This window comes from Nocardia sp. NPDC057668 (assembly GCF_042799795.1).
Classification (GTDB): Bacteria; Actinomycetota; Actinomycetes; order Mycobacteriales; family Mycobacteriaceae; genus Nocardia.
Window position 1 is genome coordinate 1305156 of record NZ_JBHVIC010000002.1, and the last position, 20639, is coordinate 1325794.

At 69.8% G+C, this 20639-nt stretch carries 22 protein-coding genes; 9 read left to right on the forward strand and 13 right to left on the reverse strand.

The window, feature by feature from the left end:
- Window positions 1-12: 12 nt before the first annotated feature.
- Together ACFVBH_RS18495 and ACFVBH_RS18500 are read left to right on the forward strand one after the other, a co-directional pair.
- Complete coding sequence (locus ACFVBH_RS18495) at window positions 13-699, forward strand: GntR family transcriptional regulator (protein WP_379002706.1); 687 nt, start codon at window positions 13-15, stop codon at window positions 697-699.
- Between the two features lie 282 nt (window positions 700-981).
- Complete coding sequence (locus ACFVBH_RS18500; protein WP_379002708.1) at window positions 982-1521, forward strand: carboxymuconolactone decarboxylase family protein; 540 nt, start codon at window positions 982-984, stop codon at window positions 1519-1521.
- Between the two features lie 9 nt (window positions 1522-1530).
- Here ACFVBH_RS18500 and ACFVBH_RS18505 read toward each other — a convergent pair whose 3' ends face one another.
- Window positions 1531-2148, reverse strand: a complete 618-nt coding sequence (locus ACFVBH_RS18505; RefSeq protein WP_379002710.1) for a GNAT family N-acetyltransferase — start codon at window positions 2146-2148, stop codon at window positions 1531-1533.
- Between the two features lie 348 nt (window positions 2149-2496).
- Complete coding sequence (locus tag ACFVBH_RS18510; RefSeq protein WP_379002712.1) at window positions 2497-3432, reverse strand: TetR/AcrR family transcriptional regulator; 936 nt, start codon at window positions 3430-3432, stop codon at window positions 2497-2499.
- A 123-nt stretch (window positions 3433-3555) separates the two neighbouring features.
- On the opposite strand from ACFVBH_RS18510, the gene ACFVBH_RS18515 reads away from it, so the two are divergent.
- Window positions 3556-3933 (forward strand): VOC family protein, encoded by a 378-nt coding sequence (locus ACFVBH_RS18515; RefSeq protein WP_379002714.1) that lies wholly within the window; start codon window positions 3556-3558, stop codon window positions 3931-3933.
- A 173-nt stretch (window positions 3934-4106) separates the two neighbouring features.
- A complete protein-coding gene (locus ACFVBH_RS18520; protein ID WP_354991455.1) occupies window positions 4107-4619 on the forward strand; it encodes a transglycosylase SLT domain-containing protein in 513 nt (170 codons plus the stop codon).
- A 27-nt stretch (window positions 4620-4646) separates the two neighbouring features.
- On the opposite strand, the gene ACFVBH_RS18525 is transcribed toward ACFVBH_RS18520, so the two are convergent.
- Window positions 4647-5495 (reverse strand): SDR family oxidoreductase, encoded by an 849-nt coding sequence (locus ACFVBH_RS18525; RefSeq protein WP_354991454.1) that lies wholly within the window; start codon window positions 5493-5495, stop codon window positions 4647-4649.
- Between the two features lie 100 nt (window positions 5496-5595).
- Here ACFVBH_RS18525 and ACFVBH_RS18530 point away from each other — a divergent pair, with 100 nt between their 5' ends.
- Both ACFVBH_RS18530 and ACFVBH_RS18535 read left to right on the forward strand, forming a co-directional pair.
- Window positions 5596-5985: a helix-turn-helix domain-containing protein gene (locus ACFVBH_RS18530; protein ID WP_354991453.1), complete on the forward strand. Its 390-nt coding sequence runs from the start codon at window positions 5596-5598 to the stop codon at window positions 5983-5985.
- Between the two features lie 152 nt (window positions 5986-6137).
- Entirely contained in the window at window positions 6138-6617 is a 480-nt protein-coding gene (locus tag ACFVBH_RS18535) for a nucleoside deaminase (protein ID WP_379002717.1), read from the forward strand.
- A 142-nt stretch (window positions 6618-6759) separates the two neighbouring features.
- On the opposite strand, the gene lpdA is transcribed toward ACFVBH_RS18535, so the two are convergent.
- Both lpdA and ACFVBH_RS18545 read right to left on the reverse strand, forming a co-directional pair.
- A complete protein-coding gene (lpdA, locus tag ACFVBH_RS18540; RefSeq protein ID WP_354991053.1) occupies window positions 6760-8163 on the reverse strand; it encodes a dihydrolipoyl dehydrogenase in 1404 nt (467 codons plus the stop codon).
- A 131-nt stretch (window positions 8164-8294) separates the two neighbouring features.
- Complete coding sequence (locus ACFVBH_RS18545) at window positions 8295-9287, reverse strand: dipeptidase (protein ID WP_379002720.1); 993 nt, start codon at window positions 9285-9287, stop codon at window positions 8295-8297.
- Between the two features lie 122 nt (window positions 9288-9409).
- On the opposite strand from ACFVBH_RS18545, the gene ACFVBH_RS18550 reads away from it, so the two are divergent.
- The 3 genes from ACFVBH_RS18550 to ACFVBH_RS18560 all read left to right on the forward strand — a co-directional run bounded on the left by ACFVBH_RS18550 (window position 9410) and on the right by ACFVBH_RS18560 (window position 13887).
- Entirely contained in the window at window positions 9410-10432 is a 1023-nt protein-coding gene (locus ACFVBH_RS18550; RefSeq protein WP_379002722.1) for an AraC family transcriptional regulator ligand-binding domain-containing protein, read from the forward strand.
- A 317-nt stretch (window positions 10433-10749) separates the two neighbouring features.
- Window positions 10750-11763, forward strand: coding sequence for an NADP-dependent oxidoreductase (locus tag ACFVBH_RS18555; protein ID WP_379002724.1), 1014 nt, complete (start codon window positions 10750-10752; stop codon window positions 11761-11763).
- A gap of 66 nt (window positions 11764-11829) precedes the next feature.
- Window positions 11830-13887, forward strand: a complete 2058-nt coding sequence (locus ACFVBH_RS18560) for a prolyl oligopeptidase family protein (RefSeq protein WP_379002726.1) — start codon at window positions 11830-11832, stop codon at window positions 13885-13887.
- 9 nt (window positions 13888-13896) lie between these two features.
- On the opposite strand, the gene ACFVBH_RS18565 is transcribed toward ACFVBH_RS18560, so the two are convergent.
- The 8 genes from ACFVBH_RS18565 to ACFVBH_RS18600 form a co-directional block, all read right to left on the reverse strand.
- Window positions 13897-14772, reverse strand: a complete 876-nt coding sequence (locus ACFVBH_RS18565) for an alpha/beta fold hydrolase (protein ID WP_379002728.1) — start codon at window positions 14770-14772, stop codon at window positions 13897-13899.
- 186 nt (window positions 14773-14958) lie between these two features.
- Window positions 14959-15591 carry a TetR/AcrR family transcriptional regulator gene (locus ACFVBH_RS18570; protein WP_354991059.1) on the reverse strand — a complete coding sequence of 211 codons (633 nt, stop codon included), beginning with the start codon at window positions 15589-15591 and terminating at the stop codon, window positions 14959-14961.
- A gap of 466 nt (window positions 15592-16057) precedes the next feature.
- Window positions 16058-16180: a hypothetical protein gene (locus ACFVBH_RS18575; RefSeq protein ID WP_354991060.1), complete on the reverse strand. Its 123-nt coding sequence runs from the start codon at window positions 16178-16180 to the stop codon at window positions 16058-16060.
- A 230-nt stretch (window positions 16181-16410) separates the two neighbouring features.
- Window positions 16411-17025 (reverse strand): peroxidase-related enzyme, encoded by a 615-nt coding sequence (locus ACFVBH_RS18580; protein WP_379002730.1) that lies wholly within the window; start codon window positions 17023-17025, stop codon window positions 16411-16413.
- On the reverse strand, window positions 17018-17542 hold the full coding sequence (locus ACFVBH_RS18585; protein ID WP_379002732.1) for a hypothetical protein: 525 nt from the start codon (window positions 17540-17542) through the stop codon (window positions 17018-17020). The genes ACFVBH_RS18580 and ACFVBH_RS18585 overlap by 8 nt, the downstream gene beginning before the upstream one ends.
- On the reverse strand, window positions 17539-18549 hold the full coding sequence (locus ACFVBH_RS18590) for a putative FMN-dependent luciferase-like monooxygenase (protein ID WP_379002734.1): 1011 nt from the start codon (window positions 18547-18549) through the stop codon (window positions 17539-17541). The genes ACFVBH_RS18585 and ACFVBH_RS18590 overlap by 4 nt, the downstream gene beginning before the upstream one ends.
- Complete coding sequence (locus tag ACFVBH_RS18595; RefSeq protein WP_354991064.1) at window positions 18546-19352, reverse strand: ABC transporter ATP-binding protein; 807 nt, start codon at window positions 19350-19352, stop codon at window positions 18546-18548. Before ACFVBH_RS18595 ends, ACFVBH_RS18590 begins: the two co-directional genes overlap by 4 nt.
- On the reverse strand, window positions 19339-20562 hold the full coding sequence (locus tag ACFVBH_RS18600) for an ATP-binding cassette domain-containing protein (RefSeq protein ID WP_379002737.1): 1224 nt from the start codon (window positions 20560-20562) through the stop codon (window positions 19339-19341). The genes ACFVBH_RS18595 and ACFVBH_RS18600 overlap by 14 nt, the downstream gene beginning before the upstream one ends.
- Between the last annotated feature and the right edge of the window lie 77 nt (window positions 20563-20639).

The following is a 20639-nucleotide window of genomic DNA, read 5'->3' on the forward strand; positions in this document are numbered from 1 at the left end:
GGGCGAACCGACATGGCGCGCAGGGGGCGTATTCCATTGTCCGAGCGGGTCTACCTGGACCTGCGACGGGATCTGGCCGGCGGGGTGCTGGTCCCGAACGAACGGCTCGGCGAGGAAAGGCTCGCCGAGACCTACGGGGTGTCCCGCACCCCGGTGCGCGAGGCGCTGGCGCGGCTGTACGCGGACGGCCTGCTGGAACGGCACGCGGACGGGCTGTACCCGTACCGCCCGCGCGTGGAAGAACTCGGTGACCTGTACGAGCTGCGAATCGTGCTGGAGGTCAGGGGGATTCAACGCCTGCACAGCGGTGCCGCGGATACCGCGGCGGTCAAGGCCGAGCTGGAGACCTGGCAGCGCCTGCGCGAGAACCCGCCCGAGCCCGGGGCCGAGCTCATCGCGGCCGACGAGCGCTTCCACACCGCCCTGCTGGCCGCGGCGGGCAACAGCGCGCTCGCCGACATGCTCGAGACGGTGCACGCCCGGGTCCGCCCGGTCCGGGCCATCGACATGCCGACCCCCGAACGCGTGGCGACCATGACCGCGGAGCACATAGCCATCGCCGAACACGTGCTGTCCGGCGACCTCGATCCGGCCCTGACCGAGCTGCTGGCCCACCTCACCAGCTCGCGCGCCCACGTGCTGGACCGCGCCCGCCGCGCATTGAAACTCACCAAACTCGCACAGGCCGTGCGGGAATGAACCGAACGCCCGGACGGCGGAACGGGCTGATTCATCCACGGTCGCGCGAGCGGTGCAACCGTGGAGTCCCGGGGATGGATCACCGCACCGCCGCGCGACCCGCGTGAACGAGGGGCGACCCGGCCGCGGCGAGTCGCACGCGTGCGCACGACGAGATTGTCCACAGTTCCACACAGGCGCCTGTGGATCGCTGTGCACACCCCGCCGGAGGCGCGTGCGCACCGCCCCCGACTGGCGGGCCGGGACCTGGTGGGCGGCTCGCGGCGACTGTTAGCGTGAGGCATGGTGTCGAAGCAGCCACGTATCGCGCCCGGCCGGCTCCGGGAACTGGGACCGATCAATTGGACTGTCTGGCAGGTGCTCTCCCGCGCGGCGGGCACCGAGGACGCGCATCTGTTCAGCACCCTGGGCCGCACCGGCGGACTGTTCCGCGGCTGGCTGCACTACTCCGGCAAGCTCATGCCCGGCGGGCGGCTGCGCCGCTACGAGTCGGAGATGGTGATCCTGCGCGTGGCGCACCTGCGCGACTGCGAGTACGAGACCGAACACCACATCCGCCTCGGCCAGCGCGCCGGCATCACCCCGGAGATTCTGGACCGCATCCGCGTCGGCCCCGGCGCGCCGGGCTGGACCGCCCAGGAGCAGGCCCTGCTCAACGCGGTGGACCAGCTCGTGGCCACCCGCGACCTGACGGACGAGGCCTGGCAGCTGCTCGCCGAGCACTACGACGAGCGCCGCCTGATCGAAATCGTCCTGCTGACAAACCAGTACGAGGGCCTGGCCAGCACGATCACCGCCCTGCGCATCCAGACCGACCACTGACCCGAGCGGTCAGTCCGCGCGGGCGTGGCGGCCCACCCCGGGCGGCGGATCGCCGCGGACCCGGGCGTGCAGGTGCATGTCGTGCCAGCCGTCCGCGTGCAGTCCCGCACTGCGATTCACGCCTTCGAGCGCGAAGCCGGCCTTGCCCGCGACCCGGCACGACTGGGCGTTGTGGACCGAGTGCTGTAACTCCAGGCGGTGGAAACCCGCCGTCTCGAAGGCCCATTCGGTCAGGGCGGTCACCGCGCGCGGGGCAATGCCCTGCCCGCGCGCCTCGGGCGCGACCCAGTACGCCACCCCAGCCGTGCCGTGCGCGGCCCGCATGATCTGCAACGACGCCCGGCCGGCGATCCGGCCCGTACTACTGTCCGCCACCGCCCAATTCGCGTAGACGCCCGCGCGCCAGGTGCTCGCCCAGGCCGCGACCCATTCGGCGGCCTCGTCCTCGGACTCGGCGGTGCGCACGTGCCAGCGCTGGATCGCCGGGTCCTGAAAGGCCGCGTAGACCTCGGGCGCGTCCCGGCGCAGCCACGGCCGCAGCACCAGCTCGTCGCCGACCGGAATCACCGGTTGTGCGGCCTTGGTGAACAGGTCGGCGGCAACGACTGCCGGAATCGATTGCGGCATAGCTGAAATTCTGCTCCTCGGACTCGCGCACCGGGTGCTGTCGGCTCGAACCGCCGCGATGGGACGCCCGCACCCCGCGCGGACCGCCCGGCAAACACCCCCTACGACATTCGACTCCCCACACACCACCACGTTACCGCCGTGCCGGACCGCCCGCGCGAATGTGCCGCTACCGCACGACGACAGCCATCGTGGCCGCACGCCGCGACCGCTCCGGCAGCATTCGCGGGCGCACCGCACCCGGGTGAATTCTCGGCCCGGGGTCGTCGGAGAAGCACGCGCGCACGGCCGCTTTCACCGCCTATCCGCCCCGGGCGAAGCCACCGGGTTCCGCGTACGGCGGGGTCCTCACCGCCGCGGACGATCACCGATGAGCATCGCCAATCCGTCCAGCACCCGCGCCAGCCCGAATTCGTAGGCGAACTCCGCGCTGTACGCACCCTCGTGCGCCTGCCCGGCGGCCGACCCGACCCGCGCGGCCAGCGGAAAGCGCTCGGGCGTGAGGACCCGCTCGAGCAGCGGCGCGGCGCGCTCCCACCATTCGTGGTCGCTCACCCCGCTGTCGGCGGTCGCGCGCGCGGTGTCGATGGCGATGCGCGCGACCGAGTTCACGAAGCCGAGCACGTGCGTCAGCGCCGCGTCCATGGTCACGTCATCGAGCCCGAGTCCCTCGAAGGCCCCGAGCTCGTGGTCGTATTTGGCGGTGACGCCGGGACCCAGCGGCGGCCGGGTGGTCGGCAGGTACGCCACCCACGGATGCGCGTCCAGCAGGGCCCGGTTCGCCGCCGCGATCACGGAAACCCGTTCTCGCCAAGGCTTTCCGGTGAGGTCGGCGCGCGGCATGACCCGATAGACCCGATCGAGCATGAGGTCGAGCAGTTCGGCCTTGCCCGGCACGTAGGTGTAGGTGGCCATGGGCGTGACCCCGAGCTTGGCCGCCACCGAACGCATCGTGAGCGCGTTCAGGCCCTCGGCATCGGCTATCTCGATCGCCCCCGCGACCAGTTCGTCGAGGCTGATCCGCTGCTTCGGCCCGCGCGCGCTGCCGCCGCCCGGTTCGCGCCAGAGCAGTTCGAGGGTGCGCACCGGGTCCCCGGCGCTGCTGCGCTCGCCCCCGGTGCGCTGCTTTCGCGCGCCCCGCCGCGCCGGGCCGGACCCGGCGCCGTCCGCGCTCGTGCCGTCCGCGCCCGTGCCCGTGCCCGTAGCGTCCGGGCCGCCGCTCGCCGCACTCGGCGTCCCCGGCCCATCCTCGATATGCCCGCCTCGACCTGCGTCGACACTCATCGCGCACCCACCTCCGCGTCGATCGTATCGATGTGACGCCCATCACCTGGCAACCACTCGGGAATTTACGTACAAAGTACAGCGTACTTAGTACAGCAATGTTCGGCAGCCCAGGAGGCCCCCATGAAGATCACCTCGTCCGCCATTTCCCTGAACGTCGCCGATCCCACCGCGTCGGCGAAGTTCCTCATCGACCACTTCGGCTTCACGCAGGAGATGGCCGCCGAGGGCTTCGTCTCCCTGACCCGGCCGGACGCCGGCGTCAACGTCATCTACCTGAAGACCGGCCTGTCGACCTTCAAGCCCGCGCGGATCGCGGGCGACGCGGGACAGGGCCTGCTGGTGGTCTTCGTCGTCGAGGACATCGACGGCGAGTACGAGCGCGTCCGCGCCGAGGGCGTCACCATCGAGACGCCCATCGAAACCGAGCCGTGGGGTGAGCGCTATTTCCAGATGACCGATCCCAACGGCGTTGTCATCCAACTGGTGCAGTGGGTCTGAGCAGCGACGATAACGAGCGCGGCGCGTCGTCCCGGATCGGGCGACGCGCCGCGCGGGTCCACCGCGCGCCCGGCGCGATGCAGTAGCGTCACAGCGAACCGAACTGAGCAGTCCATTCTCTATGGCCCCTCGGGACGCGTGTTTCCCGCCGGGCCGACCCGGAAGGACACGCCTTGGATACCGCCGTCAGTTCCAAGTCTCCCCGCTCGCATCGCCGGTCGATCCGCACCATCACCTTCATGACCCTGCTCGCCGCCGCCGTTCCGCTGGCCACCGCGCAGGGCACCGCCGCGCCGGATCCCGTCGCCGCGCCCGGTCTCATCGACCAGGGCGCCGAGCTGCTCCCGAAGGCGGCCTCCACGCTGCCGCGCATCGTCAATACCGCCTCGCTCGCCTCGACCATGGCGCTGAAGGGGCTGGCGCTCAGCATCGTTCCGCTGAACCAGTTCTGGGCCTTCGATCAGATCATCACCATGGAGAGCAGCTGGCAGATCTTCGCCGTCAATCCCAGCTCCGGGGCCTACGGCCTGCCCCAGGCGCTGCCCGCGGACAAGATGGCGACCGAGGGTCCCGACTGGCTCTTCAATCCCCTGACCCAGCTCCGGTGGGCCTACCGGTACATGAACTCCCGCTACGGCAGCCCGGCCGCGGCCTGGGAGTTCTGGCAGGCCAACCACTGGTACTGAATCAGATGCGCCGCAACGATTCTCGCCTCAGCTCAGCGCCGCGCGGAACACCTCGACCGCCGGGGTCGCCGGACGGCCCAGTAGTCGCCGCAGATCGCCGGTGTCGAGGTCGAGCACGCCTGCCGCGATTCCCGCGTCGGCGTCCGCGAGGACCTGGGCGTAGCCCTCGGGAAGTCCGCCCGCGACCAGGGCCGCCGCGTATTCGGACTGCGGAATGTTCTGGTACACAACCGTTTTGCCCGCCGCCTCGGAAATAGCGGCGGCCAGCTCGTCATACGTGAGGCGATCGCCGCCGAGTTCGTAGACCTGCCCGGCGTGGCCGTCGGTGCTGAGCACCTTGGCGGCGGCCTCGGCGTAGTCGGCCCGCGCCGCGCCCGCCACCCGGCCGGTCCCGGCCGCGCCGTGCAGCACGCCCGTCTCGACCGCGTGCGCGAGCCCGCCCAGGTAGTTCTCCCAGTACCAGTCGTTGCGCAGCAATACGTGCGGCACGGTGGCCTCGGCCAGCACGGCCTCGGTGCCCGCGTGCTCCTGCGCCAGGATGAGCGGATTGGCCGGCGCGCCCGGAATGCTGGTGTAGGCCAGCAGTTCCACGCCCGCGCGCTCGGCGGCCCGAATCACGTTGGTGTGCTGGGCTACTCGCGCGCCGAATTCGTTGCCCGAGACCAGCAGGACGCGGTCGACGCCGGCGAACGCGCTGTCCAGTGCGGCGGGATCGTCGTATCCGGCGACGCGCACCTGCACGCCCCGCTCACTCAGATCGGCGACCTTGGCCGGATCGCGCACGACGGCGATCGGAGTCGCGCCCTCCTTCAGCAGGGCTTCGACGACCAGGCGGCCCAGCTGGCCACTCGCTCCGGTGACGGCGACAACGGTCATGACTTCCTCCAGATGAACTGCCTTATCGGGTTGTACTAACTAATAGTAAGCACATGCTATTCCGCCATCGCAACCCGAACGGTTAGGTAATCTCGATCCCATGAACGACCCGGCCGACCCCTCCTTCGACCCCACGCTGGAAGCCGACGTCTTCGCACGCCACTGCGCTTCCCGCCCGGTCCTGCAGGATGTCGCCAGCCGGTGGGGCGTACTGGCCATGGCCGCGCTGCGCGAGGGTCCCTACCGCTTCAGCGCCCTGCGCCGGCGGGTCGACGGCATCAGCGAGCGCATGCTCTCGCAGACCCTGCAGAACCTCGAACGCGACGGCATGATCCACCGCGAGGTCCAGCAGTCCATCCCGCCGGTGGTCGAGTACACCCTGACCCCGCTGGGCGCGCGGGTCGCCGAACATCTGGCCGGTCTCATCGACCTGTTGGAAAGCAATATCGGGGAAATCCGCGAGGCCCAGGATTCGTACCATCGCGAGTGACCCCGGGATAGCGCGCCGGGCACACGGCGAGGGACCCGCCTCACCGCGCCGGGCGCGACCCGGGCCGGTTCCGCCGCGAATCACCGTGCGCCGACAGGCTTCCCGCACATCAGATCCACGCTCGAATGCCCACCACGACGATCGGAGCACCGATGCGCGAGCACCTCGAATATCTCGAACGCTGCGTCGAATTGGCGGAGCAAGCCCTCGAAGCCGGTGACCAGCCTTTCGGCTCGATCCTGGTGGCCGCCGACGGCACCGTCCTGGCGCAGGACCGCAACCGCATAGCGGGCGGCGATCAGACGCAACACCCCGAATTCGCGCTCGCCCGCTGGGCCGCGGACAACCTCTCCCCCGCCGACCGCGCCACCGCCACGGTCTACACCTCCGGCGAGCACTGCCCGATGTGCTCGGCCGCGCACGCCTGGGTCGGCCTCGGCCCGATCGTCTACGCCGCCTCGACCGAGCAGTTCACCGCCTGGCTGACCGACCTCGGCGTCCCGCCCGCCCCGGTCCTGCCGCTGGCGATCCCGCAGGTCGCCCCGGGCATCCCGGTCACCGGTCCGTTCCCCGAATTCTCCGGCCGCGTGCACGACCTGCACCGCCGCTACTTCGAGCGCCACGCGGGCTGATTCACCGCGGGCTTCGGCGGAGCGGCCGATCGGCTCGGAGCGCGCCCGATCCCGCGCTGTCACACGACGTGAAAAAGGCCCGGCCGCAGTCGATTCGACTGCGGCCGGGCCTTTTTCACGCTCTCGGCCGGGCGGGCCCCGATCAGAAGTTGATCATGTGGCCCGCGAGGCCGTGGATCGCCTCCTGGAGCGCCTCGCTCAGGGTCGGGTGGGTGTGCACGTTGCGCGCGAGCTCGTTGACGGTCAGGTCCCACTTCTGGGCCAGGGTCAGCTCGGGCAGCAGCTCGGAGACATCGGGGCCGATGAGGTGGCCACCGAGCAGCTCACCGTGCTTGGTGTCGGCGATGAGCTTGACGAAGCCCTGGGCGTCGCCGAGGCCGTGCGCCTTGCCGTTGGCGGTGAACGGGAAGGTCGCGACCTTCACGTCGTAGCCCTCGTCCTTGGCCTGCTGCTCGGTGAGACCGAAGCTGGCGACCTGCGGCTGGCAGAAGGTGGCGCGCGGCATCATCCGGTAGTCGCCCAGCGCCATGGTCTCGGCGCCGCCGATGGTCTCCGCGGCCACCACGCCCTGCGCCTCCGCGACGTGCGCGAGCTGCAGCTTGGCGGTGACGTCGCCGATGGCGTAGATGCCGGGGACGTTGGTACGCATGTAATCGTCGATGGCGATGGCGCCGCGATCGGTCAGCTGCACACCGGTGTTCTCGAGGCCGTAGCCCTGCACGCGCGGCGCGAAGCCGACGGCCTGCAGCACCTTGTCCACGGTGACGGTCTCGACGTTGCCGGACTTGTTGTCCTTGATGGCGACGGTGACCTTGGAACCGTCGTCGTCGATGGACTGCACGGCCGCACCGGTGGTGATGGTGACACCGAGCTTCTTGTACGCCTTGGTGATCTCCTTGGAGACGTCGGCGTCCTCGTTCGGCAGTGCGCGGTCCAGGAATTCGACGATGCGAACGTCCACGCCGTAGTTCTTGAGCACGTACGCGAATTCCATGCCGATGGCGCCCGCGCCGACGATCAGGATCGAGCCCGGCAGGTCGCGGGTGAGGATCTGCTCCTCGTAGGTCACGACGTTGGCCGACAGCTCGGTGCCCGGCAGCAGCTTGGTGGTAGTACCGGTCGCGATGATCACGTTGTCGAACGTGAGGGTCTCGGTGCCGCCCTTGGTGAGCGCGACGGAGATCGTCTTGGCGTCGACGAAGGTGCCCGCACCGTCGAACTCGTCGATCTTGTTCTTCTTCATCAGGAAGTGGACGCCCTTGACGCGGCCGTCCGCCACCTTGCGGCTGCGATCGAACGCGGCCCCGAAGTCGAAGCTCGCCTCACCGGAGATACCGAAGGTCTTGGCTTCTTTATGGAAGATATGGGCCAGCTCCGCGTTTCGAAGCAGGGCCTTGGACGGAATGCAGCCCACGTTCAGGCACACGCCACCCCAGTATTTCTGCTCGACGATCGCTGTTCGCAGGCCGAGTTGAGCGGCACGAATCGCGGCGACGTAACCGCCGGGACCAGCACCGAGAACGACGACATCGTAGTGGGAAGTCACGCCCCCGAGCCTAACCCCGGCGGGCGGATCGCACTCAGCCACTCCCCGCCTCGGTGAGATCCCGCCGCCGGGGTTCGGGCTGCGCGGGTTGTCCGGTTTCGAAGCCGCTGATCACACCGGCACGCGGGTAGCTAACGCCAGACCCGTGCCGCTACGCGTGCGAAATTGCCGCCGAACAGCGCGGCGCGCTCGGTCTCGGAGAAGCCGCGCCCGGCGAGGATCTCGTCCAGGCCGGGAACCTCCGAACGCCCCAGCAGATCCTCGGGCGGCGTCCACTGAATGGGACCCCAGCGGGTGAACTCCGCGGAGAAACTCTCGGGATTGTCGGCGATCTCCTGATTGAACTGGTCACCGTCGAAGGAGAAGTCCGAGCTGATCCCGATGTGGTCGATGCCGAGCAGCTCCACGCCGTACACGATGTGGTCGGCCATGGCCGCGACGCGTGCGGCGCGCTCGTCCGGGCCGTTGTGGCCGAGGAAGATGCCGACGCCGTTGATGCCGATGACGCCGCCGGTCGCGGCGCAGGCGCGGGCCTGATCGTCGGTGATATTGCGCGGATGCGCCCAGACGCCCGCGAAATTGGAGTGGCTGTAGATCGTCGGCGCGGTGGTGACAGCGGCGATGTCCAGGCCGGTGCGCGCGGCGCAGTGCGAGCCGTCGGCGAACATGCCGACCTCGTTCAGCGTGCGGATCAGGTCGCGCCCGTAGGCGGTGAGACCGGTGTCCGAGGCGTCGAGGCAGCCGCCGCCCGCGGCGTTGGCGAAGTTGTAGGCGGGCAGCAGTGATCGCACGCCCAGGTCGTAGAAGACCTTCACGTTGTCGAGGTCACCGCCGAGCGGGGCGGAGTCCTCGAGGTCGAAGGCGAGGGCCAGGGTGTCGCGGGGCGTGGCGGGCCAGGCGTCCCCGAAGCTCTCCACGAGGTGAAAGCGGCCGTCCGCCAGGGCTTCCCGGCGGAATCGGTGCAGCAGGGCGAGCGAGTCCGCGGTGCTGTGCAGCGAGTAGCCGACGTTGACCGAGAGGTACGAGCCGAGCGGATACCTGGCCAGCTCGGTGATATCCGCGCTCGGCAGCAGCGGCAGGCAGCAGTGCTGCTCCCAGAGCCTGGGCGCGGACTTCTCGGGCACCGCGGAACCTCCTCGCTCGGACGGCATCGAACCAGCAATCCTACTGACCGCCACGACGACGGCGCCCCCGCTCACACGCCGTGGTCGAACGCGCTCGGCCGCGTGTCACTAGGGTGGGACGCGTGGAACCCGGGGCAGCGATCAACGGCACGGTCTCCACCCAGCTGATTCGGCTCGTGCGCGATTCGGCGCTGCGCGCCGGGGCCGACCCGGGACAGCTCGCCGCGATCGCCGGCACCGACGACGCCACCCTGTCCGGGGAACTGAATCGCATCCCCATCGGGTCGCTGATTCGCCTGTGGGAGTTGGTCTCCCACAGCGGGGGTGGCACGGGCGCGGGCATCGCGGTGGTCGAGGCCGCGCCGCTGGGCACCCTGAGCACCTGGGACTACCTGGTCACCACCGGCCCGACGCTCACCGAGTCGCTGCGTGCGGCCCAGCCCTATCACCGCCTGGTCACCGCGGCCGAGGAAGGTTTCGACCTGCACGCCGACGGCGACCTCACCGTCGGATTCCGCACCACCGCGGGCGATCCCGCCGTGGTCTCGGTGGTCAACGAATACGTCCTGGCCTACTACCTGCGCCGCGCCCGCGAGGCCACCGGCCGCGACGTCCGCCCCACCCGCGTCACCTTCGCCGACGCCGCCCCCGCCCGGCACGCGGAGCTGATCACCGCCTTCGGCACGGAGAACATCGAATTCGGGGCCGACGCCGACTCGATCACCTTCGCCGCCGCGGACGCGCACGCCCCGCTGCTGCGCGCCGACCCGACCCTGGCCGCGCTGCTGCGCAGTCACGCCGATCTGGTGCTGAACAGCTCGAAGGCCGTCGCCGGCCCCCTCGACGCCTTCCGCACCGCCCTGACAGCGGCCCTGGCCGAGGCCGACCTGACCCTCGACACCGTCGCCCACCGCCTCCTGCTCGGCCGCCGCACCCTGCAACGCCAGCTCTCCGATCACGGCACCACCTGGCGGCAGGAGGTCGACCGCTCCCGGCACGAGCAGGCCGAATACCTACTGGCACAGGGCAATCTGACCACCGCCGCCATCGCCACCCGCCTCGGGTTCACCGACGACCGCGCTTTCCGCAAAGCCTTCCACCGCTGGACCGGCGCCTCGCCCTCCGCCGCCCGCACCGCCCACTGACCCCGCCCAGCACGCCCGCTCCGGCTGCCCGGACAGCTGCCGCGGGCGATCGGCACAGGACAGCGATGCTGCGCCGACCGGAAACCCCTGTGCCAAACGGAATCCCCGTCCCACCGGGAAGTTCACGGCCGAGGCACGCGAGTCCGAGCCGGTTCCGGCGGAAGTCACGGCCCGGTGGCCGGTCGCCGTCCCGAACACCTGGCACGTGCGGACCGGTCGGTGACACCGAGGGACCTGGGACGGGGCCCCGCACCGCCATAACGTTATCCACAACGAAGCGGACAGGCCGCCTCGGATGGCGAAAAGGTAAGTGCGACATGACCTCTCAGACTCGTTCCGCCCGTGAGATCCAGCTCGCCGCGCGCCCGGACGGCGTGCCGACGGCCGCGAACTTCGCGCTCGTGGAGCGCCCGGTGCCCGAGCTCGCCGCGGGGCAGATCCTGGTGCGCAACACCTGGATGTCGGTGGACCCGTACATGCGGGGCCGCATGGATGACAAGGAGTCCTACATCCCGCCGTTCGAGCTGGGCGCGGCGCTGGAGGGCGCGGCGGTCGGCGAGGTGATCGAATCGCGTTCGGCGGCAATCCAGGTCGGCGCCCGGGTCTCGCACTTCGCGGGGTGGCGCGAGCATGCCGTGGTCGACGCGGAGTACGCGACGCCGATCGATTCCGGCCTCGCGGCCGAGCACCACTACCTCGGCGCGCTGGGCACCACCGGCCTGACCGCCTACGCCGCGCTCACCGATGTCGCCCCGATCCGCCCCGGCGACACCGTCTTCATCTCCGCCGCCGCGGGCGCGGTGGGCAGCGTGGCCGGGCAGATCGCCCGGGCGCTGGGCGCGGGGCGGGTGATCGGCTCGGCGGGCGGGCCGGTCAAGACCGCGCTGCTGCGCGCGGAATTCGGGTTCGACGCCGCGATCGACTACCGGGCCGGGGATCTGGCGGGGCAGCTGGTCGCTGCCGCACCCGAGGGCATCGACGTCTACCTCGACAGCGTGGGCGGCGAGCACCTGAAGGTCGCCATCGAGGCCATGCGCCGGGGCGGGCGCATCGCGCTGGTCGGCGCGATCAGCGGGTACAACGGCGGGCAGGCGGCTGCCGTGCCCGATCTCTACCTGGCCGCCACGAAGGAGATCACCCTGCGCGGCATGCTGGTCAGCAGCTATTTCCCGCTGTTCGGCGAGTACATCGGCAAGGCCGCGGGCTGGCTGGCCGAGGGCGCCCTGCGCACCCGCGAGACGGTGTACGAGGGGCTGGAGCAGGCCCCCGCCGCTTTCCTCGGGGTGCTGGCCGGAGCGAACACCGGGAAGATGCTCGTCCGGCTCGGCTGAGCGGTGCGAATGGGCGGGCGGCGGCACAGTCCCCACCTCCGGCACCATGTCGGCAACAATATGGGCATGACCGGTGTTGGAGAGACCGTGACGGATCCGTACCTGTGGCTGGAAGAGGTAACCGGTGAGCGCGCGCTGGATTGGGCGCGCGCACACAACGAGGTGGTGATGGACCGGTTCGCGTCGTCGGACCGGTTCACCGACCTGCAGGCCCGCATTCTGGCCATGCTCGACACCGATACCCGCATCGCCTATCCCGGCCGGCGTGGCCGGTGGCTCTACAACTTCTGGCGTGACGCCGAACACCCCAAGGGTCTGTGGCGGCGCACCAGTTTCGCCGAATACACCCGGGACGACCCGGACTGGGAGGTCCTGATCGATCTCGACGCCCTCGCCGAGGCAGAGGACGAGAACTGGGTGTGGGGCGGCGCGGCGGTGCTGCGCCCGGAGCAGTCGCGGGCGCTGATCAGCCTCTCGCGCGGTGGCGCGGACGCCAAGGTGATCCGCGAATTCGACGTCGACGCGAAGGTCTTCCTGGATCCGGCGGACGGCGGCTTCCACCTGCCCGAGGCCAAATCCGAGATCCGCTGGATCGACATCGACACCGTCTATGTCGGAACGGATTTCGGCCCCGGCTCCCTCACCGATTCCGGCTACCCGCGCATCGCCAAGCGCTGGCGGCGCGGCACCCCGCTGACCGACGCCGAGACGGTCTACGAGGGCGCGGCCACCGATATCGCGGTCTCGGCCGGATACGACCGGACCCCGGGCTACGAACGGCATTTCATCGGCCGCGCCACCGACTTCTTCAACGAGGAGGTCTACCTGCTGGAGGCCGGCGGCGCCCTGCGCCTGCTCGAGCTGCCCACCGACGCGTCCGAATCCTGGTACAAGGACTGGCTGCTGGTGCAGCTGAAGTCACCGTGGGAGGCCGGCGGAGTCCTGCACCCGTCCGGTGCGCTGCTGGCCATCGACTTCGAGCGATTCCTCTCCGGCGCACGCGATTTCGAGGTGCTCTTCGCACCCGACGCGCACACCGCGCTGCACGGCTACGGCTGGACCGAGAACCATCTGCTGCTCATCACGCTGCAGGATGTGCAGACCAAGCTGCAGGTGCTGACCCCCGGCCCCGGGGGCTGGACCCGCGAACCGCTGGCCGACGCCCCGCCGATGGCAACCACGAGCGTCATGAATCTCGACCCGCTGGAGGGCGGCGACGAATTCATGCTCTCCACCAGTGGTTTCACCAGTCCCACCACCCTCATGTCGAGTTCGGTGGGCGGGCGCACCGAGGTGCTCAAGCGGGAACCGGAGTTCTTCGACGCCGAAGGCGTTGTGACCGAACAGTTCTTCGCCACCTCCGCGGACGGGACGCAGGTGCCGTACTTCGTCATCCGGCACCGCGATCATCTGGGCACGCCCGGACCCGCGGTCATGTCCGGCTACGGCGGTTTCGAGGTCTCGCGAACCCCCGCCTACAGCGGCGCCTCCGGTATGGGCTGGCTCGAACGCGGCGGGGCGTGGGTGATGACCAACATCCGCGGCGGCGGCGAGTACGGCCCCGACTGGCACACCTCGGTGCAGAAGGCCAACCGCTACAAGGTGTACGAAGATTTCTCGGCCATCGCCCGCGACCTCGTCGCGCGCGGCATCACCACCCACGCGCAGCTGGGCGCGGTCGGCGGCAGCAACGGCGGACTGCTGATGGGCGTCATGCTCACCCGCTACCCGGAGCTGTTCGGCGCCATCGTCTGCCAGGTGCCGCTGCTGGACATGAAGCGCTACCACCTGCTGCTGGCGGGCGCGTCCTGGGTGGCCGAGTACGGCGACCCGGACAAGCCCGAGGAATGGGAGTACATCGCGAAGTACTCCCCGTATCAGAACACCGATCCGGACGGCGCGTACCCGCCGATCCTGCTCACCACCTCCACCCGCGACGACCGCGTGCACCCCGGTCACGCGCGAAAGATGGCCGCGCTCTTGGAATCCCAGGGCCATCCGGTGTGGTACCACGAGAACATGGAGGGCGGGCACGGCGGCGCGGCGGACAACAAGCAGTCCGCCTTCCAGGCCGCGCTCATCTACGAGTTCTTCACCCGGAATCTCGTCGAACGCGACGTCTGACGCGCGAGATCAGCGGTCCCGCAACCACTTCTCGACATAGTCGAGGGTGCTCTCGGGATCGCTGATCCAGCCGTTGTGTCCCAGTGGTTCCGGGTTGTGCCAGCGGGTGATCTCCGCCCTGGGCAGCTTCGCCAGCAGATGCGCCGCCGAACTCGGCGGGGTCATGTCGTCACCGGCCAGGGTCACCGACAGCACCGGCAGTTTCAGCCGGGAGATCCGCTCCTCGTAATCGATGTCCGCACCGGCCGGTTCGAAGCGACCGGTGCGGGCCAGGCGCGCCAGGTCGGCGATGAGCACCTTGGACTGCGGCCCGAACCCGCCCGCGTTGATCCGGTCGCCCGGCCACAGCCCCGCGAAGTTCCCGGCGACCGCCAGCGCGGCGCTGTTCAGCAGGAAACCGGGCGTGGACAGCCCGCGCACCCCGCGGTGGTACGGCGTGCCCGAGGCCACCAGAATCAATCCGCCGAGCCTGCCCCGAATCCGCGAGGCGTACATGACCCCCAGTTGCCCGCCCATGCTGTGCCCCAGCAGATAGGGGGTGCTGTCCGGGAACCGCTGCCGCACCACCTGGAACATGGCGGGAAAATCCACCGCCACCAACTCCTGATACCCGTAGGTGCCGCCCGGATGCGGCCGGTACCCCAGCGATCCCCGGGGGCGGCCGCCGTTGCCGCGCAATTCGAGCAGCGCCACGTCGAATCCCCGGGCCGCCAACGGCTTACCGAACAGCGAGTAGAACTCACCGGGCACCCCGAGCCCCGGCGCGATCACCACCACCGGGCGCGGCGCGTCCGGCGTGATCGGATGCCGGTGCGCACCCTGCGCCGGCAGCAGCCACACCGAGACGGTCGAGCCGTCCGGCATCTGAATGGGCACCGTCTCCATGCGCCGAACCTACCCGCTTACACCATGACCGCCCGGCAGCCGTCCGCGGTGGGCCCTGACCGGTCCGCAGACGCGCCGAAAACGCCCGGGCGGGGCCGGGAGAGGCCACGCGGGCGTTTCCGGGGCAGCGGCCGCCACAGCCCGTTCGGGATGCGAAACCCGGTGGGACCGGCGGCGGTTCGTAGGTCAGGCGCTGACGGCGCCCATGATGACGCGGCGCAGGACGCTGATGACCTCGTCCAGCGGCGGGCGCGGCTCCGAGCCGCTCCAGGCGTCCACGACGTAATTGACCGCGCCGATGATGGCGAGCACGCGCATCTCGTAGTCCCCCGGCGGAATCTCCCCGTGCATGGCGGCGTCCTCGGCGGCACTGGCCAGCAGCGCTCCCCAGGCCCGGCGCAACTCCAGCCGGAATTTCTCGACCTTGGGGCCCGCGCCGACCACCTCGACCAGGGCGACCCGCGCCTTGCGGGGATCCCGGCCGATCGACTCGATATAGGCCCGCACGGCGGCGTCGATGATATCGATGGCGTTGGCGTCGGACTGCTCGGCGATGGTGGCCGCGACGGCCTCCCGAGATTCCCGGTCGATCTGCTCGTAGAGTTCGAGCAGCAACGATTCGCGCCCGGTGAACTCCTCGTAGAACTGCCGCGACGAGAGGCCGGCGTCCTTGCAGATCGCGCCGACCGAACTGTTCGCGTAGCCGTCTCGCGCGAAGACCGTCAGCCCCGACTCCAGAAAACGCGCACGACGCTGCCGTTGCCGGTCTTCTACGGGCTGCCCGGCGTACATTCTTCCCGCGTTCGTTTCCTGTGACATTGCGCCAGACAATACCGAAGGGCCCGATCCCCTCGTCATGGATCGGGCCCTTCGTTTGCACCTTCGACATCCCGCGCGATAGCCGAAAGTTGGCTCAGTGTCTCGGGTCGCCACAGCGCACCGGGGACGGCGGATATAGGCAGGGGAACCGTCCCAGGTTCGGAACGCGAATCCGGGGGGAGATTCACGTTCCGATGCCGCATTGGCCCGAAAGTCACTGATCGTTTGCCACTCAACACGATACAGAGCGGACGAACTGGACGGAATACTTTTGAAGGAGTTTTTTCAGATTTATTAGCGCCACCCCGCCGACCTCGGCCGGGGCCACCGGCGCCCACCTGGAATCTCCTGCAAAGTACCCACTCGACCCGGACATGACACGGGGCTCGATCCATGGGTCATGGATCGAGCCCCGCGGGTTCTGCTTCGGCCTGCGCGCAATAGCCGAAAGGTGGCACTCGGACGGCTACTTGGCGGAACCGCTCGCCGAGCCGGTCGCGAGCAGCTTCAGGATGGTCTGGGCGAGGATGTCAGAAATGATGTCGGTCATGGGGGTGCTCCGATTCAACCAGGTCGCCAGTGCCGTCACTGACTGTTTGCCACCGGGACGTTACCCAGCCGCGGGCGGCCTGCGGAAGCTTTTGAAGGAAAAATCTAGGGTAAATTCCAGACAGATCTAGATCGTTTCCTACCTGCGGTTTCACCCCCGGAACGCGATCCGGGACGCCACGCCGAGCGACTCGCCGGACCCACCACATCTTCCGGTTGCCGCGATCTCCCCGCAACCCCGAAATCGGACCGGTTTCGTGCCGGCCGGTCTCATCCGGCGGCGGGCACCTCCGGCTCCCCCAGGGTCAGCATGAGGCGGTTCGCCCACGAGAACGACGCCGTGGACAGCACCAGATCGTGGATCTCGGAGCCGGTGAAACCGAGCTCGCGCAGTCGGTCGATGTGCGACCGCTCGGCCCGCGGCGGATTGGCCGCCAACGCGTCCACGAAATCGATTATGGCGTCCCATCTTTCATCGATGCGAACGCTATTTCCGGCGTCCAGCAATCGCTGCACGTCCGCTTCGCGCTTGGACAGCGCGGAGGTGAATCGGGAATGCACCGAGGCGCAATATTCACAGCCGTTGTGCCGCGAGGTGACGGTGGCCGCGAGTTCCCTTTCGGCGCGGCCGACCCCGGCGCGACCGTAAAAGATCTCCTTGTCGTTGCCGCTGCGATGCTCCAGCACATTGACATTGCGCGCCAAAAGCCGGAAATACGGCCCGACGCCCCGATCACCCGCCAGCAAAGGGGCTTGGCGCTCATCGGCTTCGGCCAGTTTTATGGGTTCCACCCAGGGCACCCAGTCCAGTTGTGCCTGGGTGAAACCCGCGGGGCGGCGGGCAGTGTCGACGCTGCGCACCTCGGAGGCAAGGTTCTCACTCATGTGCCGCTCCGATCAGGGTGAGACCGGCCAGCAGCCGGGCCTGGAAATGGACGTAGCCGATGAGCTGGGCCACGGTCACGATGTCGGCGGCGGTGAGTCCGGCCGCGCCCAGCGCGTCGATATCCGCCCGGGTCACGGTGGCGGGGGCGGTGCTGACCTGCGCCGCGTGCTTCAGGATCGCGGCCAGCACCGCGTCGCCCGCCGCGGGCACGGTGCCGAGTCCGGCGTAGTGCGCGGCCAATTCGGGTGCGCCCGCCAATTCGGCGACGGCCACCGCCGCCGCTATGACGCGCTCTCGGCCCAGGACCGCGGTGGCCGGACCGTCCAGCAGGGCTTCGAACACGCCCTGGGTGTGCTCGACCACCGGCGGGCGCGCCTGCCGCAGTTCCCGCACGCCGGCCGCGCGGTCGCCCAGCACGGTGTCGATCACGTCGGCGTATGCCGGTGCGCCGCCTGCTTTTCCGGTGCCCACCACGGACGCTGTCGCGTCGGGGGCACGGTCGCTCACCTCGGTCACTGTGTGTTTCCTTCCCGCCAACCCAGTTGCGGGGCAACCTTCGTGGCAATGAGTTCGATGGAGCGCAGGGTGGCCTCGTGGCCGGGATCGACCGGGTGCACCTGCACGATGAGGTCGGTGGCGTGCCGCAGCGCGGTGTCGGCCGACAGCCGGGCCGCCACCTCGTCGGGCGTGCCGAAGTACGTGTCGCGCAGAATCTCTTCGACCGATCCCGCGAAATCGGCATCGTGATTGCGACGGAACTGATCCAGGAATCGCTGCGCACCGCGTTCGGCCAGGGTGCGCGCGGCGGCACCGTCGTCGGCGACGAAAACGCCCCGGGAAGCGCCGATTCGGGGCTCCGCGCCGGCGGGCAGCGCCGCCAGGTAGGCGTTGACCAGGGGTTCCTGAATCTCCCAGAGCGCGGAGTTCGCGGTGGCGGCGTCGCGCGGCTGCGCCTTGGACAGCAGCAGGCCGTCCCCGGCCAGCCCGGCCCGGCGCGCCCCCGAGGCCGAGAAGGTCGCCTGCCACAACCGGTTTCGCAACTCCGGCGCGGGCGGATTGAGACCGCGACCGCCCACCAGGGGCGTCCCGGTCAGGGCGGCGGTCACCCGGGCGAGCTTGTCCGCGTACACCTGCTGCCGATCCGCCGACCCGAGCTCGAACAGGTCGAAGGCGTGTCTGGAACCGCCCGCCCCGAACCCGAGTTCGAGCCGGCCGCCGGTGAGCACGTCCAGCACCGCGGCGTCCTCGGCGACCCGGACCGGATCCTCCAGCGCGAGGGTGACGATGGCGGTTCCCAAGCGCAGCTTCGGGTTTCGCGCCGCGGCGTGGGCCAGGAAGACGAACGGCGACGGCAGGCCGCCCTCGTCCGGGTCCAGGTGGTGCTGCGCGACCCAGGAGGTGTCGTAGCCGAGTCGTTCGGCCGCGTCGAACTGTTCCAGGGCGTGCCGGTACACCGTGGCCGCGTCCTGGTCCGGATCCGAGCGGACCAGGCGGGTGAAGAAGCCGAGCCGTCGTGTGGTCATACCGTCGCCTTTCCCAGATAGGCATCGCGCACGGCCGGATTGTCGATGAGTTCGGCGGCCGGTCCGTGCAACACGATCTCACCGGTGCGCAGCACATTCGCGGAATGCGCGATGCTCAGGGCGAGTTCGGCCTGCTGTTCCACGATGAGAATGGCCAGCCCCAGTTCCCGGTTCAGCCGGGCGATCTCGTCCAGCACCCGATCCACGAACAGCGGCGACAGGCCCATGGTGGGCTCGTCCATGCAGATCAGCCGCGGCTTGCTCATGAGCGCACGCGCGAACGCCAGCATCTGCTGTTCGCCGCCGGACAGGGTGCCCGCGCGCTGCGCGCGCCGCTCGGCCAGGCGCGGGAAGTGCTCGAAGAGTTCGGCGGCCCGCGCGGCCAGCACCGACCGCCGCTCCTTGCGGATGTAGCCGCCGACGAACAGGTTCTCCTGCACCGTCATGGCCGGGAACACCCGCCTGGCCTCGGGCACCGACGCCAGCCCCGCGGCGATCCGCGCCGACGGCGGCGTCCTGCTCACGTCCACCCCGTCGATGCGCACCGCGCCGGAGGTCGGCTTCAGCAGTCCGAGCGCGGTCTTCATGGTGGTGGACTTACCCGAGGCGTTGCCACCGAGCAGCGACACGATCTCGCCGGGGCGAACTCGCAGCGATACCTCGTTCAGCGCTCGGGACGCGCCGTAATGTACGACCACCTTGTCGAATTCCAGTATGGGAGCCGCACTTTCGTCGAAGCGCGCCGCACCGGCGAGCTCGGAGGCGACCGCCGCCCCGGCACCGGCGGTATCAATGACCGGCATCCGCGGACACCTTCCCTTTCACGTCTGCGTCGCCCGGGTTCTCCGAACCGGCCGTTGCCGTGGGCTCGTCCGCACCCCCGGCACCGTCTTGCCGCTCGGCGACAGTGGCTTCGGGGTCCGCGACGGCCTCGGAGTCGGCGGTGACATCGGACCCGGAGGCTCGGGAGTCGGCGTCGGCCACAGCGTCGACGGTGGAACCGGAGTCGGCTACGGGATCTGGCTCGGCGACGGGGCCCGAGTCCGCGACAGGGTTCTCGGCCGGCGCGACCGTACGCCTGCCACCCCGTCTCCTGCCCAGATACGCCTCGATCACCCGGGGGTCCTCGAGCACCTCGTCCGGCGTTCCCTCGGCGATGACCCTGCCCTCGTCCAGCACCAGCACGCGATCGGACAACTCGTGCACCAGATCCATCTTGTGCTCGACCAGCAGCACCGTCTGGCCCTGCGCCTTCAATTCCGCCAGCTGCCTGCCGATTTCGGCGGTCTCGGTCTGGTTCATGCCCGCCGCGGGCTCGTCGAGCAGCAGCAGGCGCGGCTCGAGGGCCAGGGCGCGCGCGATCTCGGTCCGCCGCCGATTGGCGTAGGACAGGGTGAAGGCGGAGTTGTCGGCGCGCGGGGTGAGCCGCTCGCCGAAGCGCGCCAGCTGGGCGTCGATGCGCGCGGCGGCCGCCTTGCGTTCGGCCCGGGCGGCCGGGGTCGGCACGAGCGCCACTTCGAGCTCCGCCAGCAGGGATACCCAGCGCAGCAGCGGAATTCCCGCCAGTGCCCGCAGCGGGCGGGACGCGCGCAGGGTGGTCTGCAACCCGACGTCCACGTTCTCGCGGACCGTCATGTTGCCGAACACCCGCCCGTTCTGGAAGGTGCGCGCGATACCCGCGTCGGCGGCCGCCTCCGGCTTACCGGGCCGAATGCGCTTGCCGTGCACCAGGATCTCCCCGGAGTCGGGCTTCAGCACCCCGGAGATGAGGTTGACCGTGGTCGACTTACCGGAGCCGTTGGGCCCGATGATCGACACGAACTCCCCCGGCGCGATGGTGATGTCCAGACCGTCCACCGCACGCACGCCGCCGAACGCCCGGTGCAGACCCCGGACCGACAGCACCGCCTGGGCCGCGGAGTCTCCCGTCCCGGCCACCGGCCCGCTGGGCCGAGCCGCCGGTTCGCTCGGCCCGACCGCCGGTTCGCTCGGCCCGATCACCGGGTCGCTCACCACGACTGCTGAATCGGGCTGCTCGACTGTCGAATCACGCTGCCTCACTGCAGAATCGCTCTGCTCGACCGGCATAG

Excerpts from the sequence above, each read along its gene's own strand:
- ACFVBH_RS18560 (WP_379002726.1), top strand. The coding sequence starts at position 11,830 with ATGACCGGTGTTGGAGAGACCGTGACGGATCCGTACCTGTGGCTGGAA.
- ACFVBH_RS18555 (WP_379002724.1), top strand. The coding sequence starts at position 10,750 with ATGACCTCTCAGACTCGTTCCGCCCGTGAGATCCAGCTCGCCGCGCGC.
- ACFVBH_RS18580 (WP_379002730.1), bottom strand. The coding sequence starts at position 17,025 with ATGAGTGAGAACCTTGCCTCCGAGGTGCGCAGCGTCGACACTGCCCGC.
- ACFVBH_RS18535 (WP_379002717.1), top strand. The coding sequence starts at position 6,138 with ATGCGCGAGCACCTCGAATATCTCGAACGCTGCGTCGAATTGGCGGAG.
- ACFVBH_RS18495 (WP_379002706.1), top strand. The coding sequence starts at position 13 with ATGGCGCGCAGGGGGCGTATTCCATTGTCCGAGCGGGTCTACCTGGAC.
- ACFVBH_RS18565 (WP_379002728.1), bottom strand. The coding sequence starts at position 14,772 with ATGGAGACGGTGCCCATTCAGATGCCGGACGGCTCGACCGTCTCGGTG.
- ACFVBH_RS18595 (WP_354991064.1), bottom strand. The coding sequence starts at position 19,352 with ATGCCGGTCATTGATACCGCCGGTGCCGGGGCGGCGGTCGCCTCCGAG.
- ACFVBH_RS18530 (WP_354991453.1), top strand. The coding sequence starts at position 5,596 with ATGAACGACCCGGCCGACCCCTCCTTCGACCCCACGCTGGAAGCCGAC.
- ACFVBH_RS18505 (WP_379002710.1), bottom strand. The coding sequence starts at position 2,148 with ATGCCGCAATCGATTCCGGCAGTCGTTGCCGCCGACCTGTTCACCAAG.
- ACFVBH_RS18570 (WP_354991059.1), bottom strand. The coding sequence starts at position 15,591 with ATGTCACAGGAAACGAACGCGGGAAGAATGTACGCCGGGCAGCCCGTA.
- ACFVBH_RS18500 (WP_379002708.1), top strand. The coding sequence starts at position 982 with ATGGTGTCGAAGCAGCCACGTATCGCGCCCGGCCGGCTCCGGGAACTG.
- ACFVBH_RS18510 (WP_379002712.1), bottom strand. The coding sequence starts at position 3,432 with ATGAGTGTCGACGCAGGTCGAGGCGGGCATATCGAGGATGGGCCGGGG.
- ACFVBH_RS18590 (WP_379002734.1), bottom strand. The coding sequence starts at position 18,549 with ATGACCACACGACGGCTCGGCTTCTTCACCCGCCTGGTCCGCTCGGAT.
- ACFVBH_RS18515 (WP_379002714.1), top strand. The coding sequence starts at position 3,556 with ATGAAGATCACCTCGTCCGCCATTTCCCTGAACGTCGCCGATCCCACC.
- ACFVBH_RS18525 (WP_354991454.1), bottom strand. The coding sequence starts at position 5,495 with ATGACCGTTGTCGCCGTCACCGGAGCGAGTGGCCAGCTGGGCCGCCTG.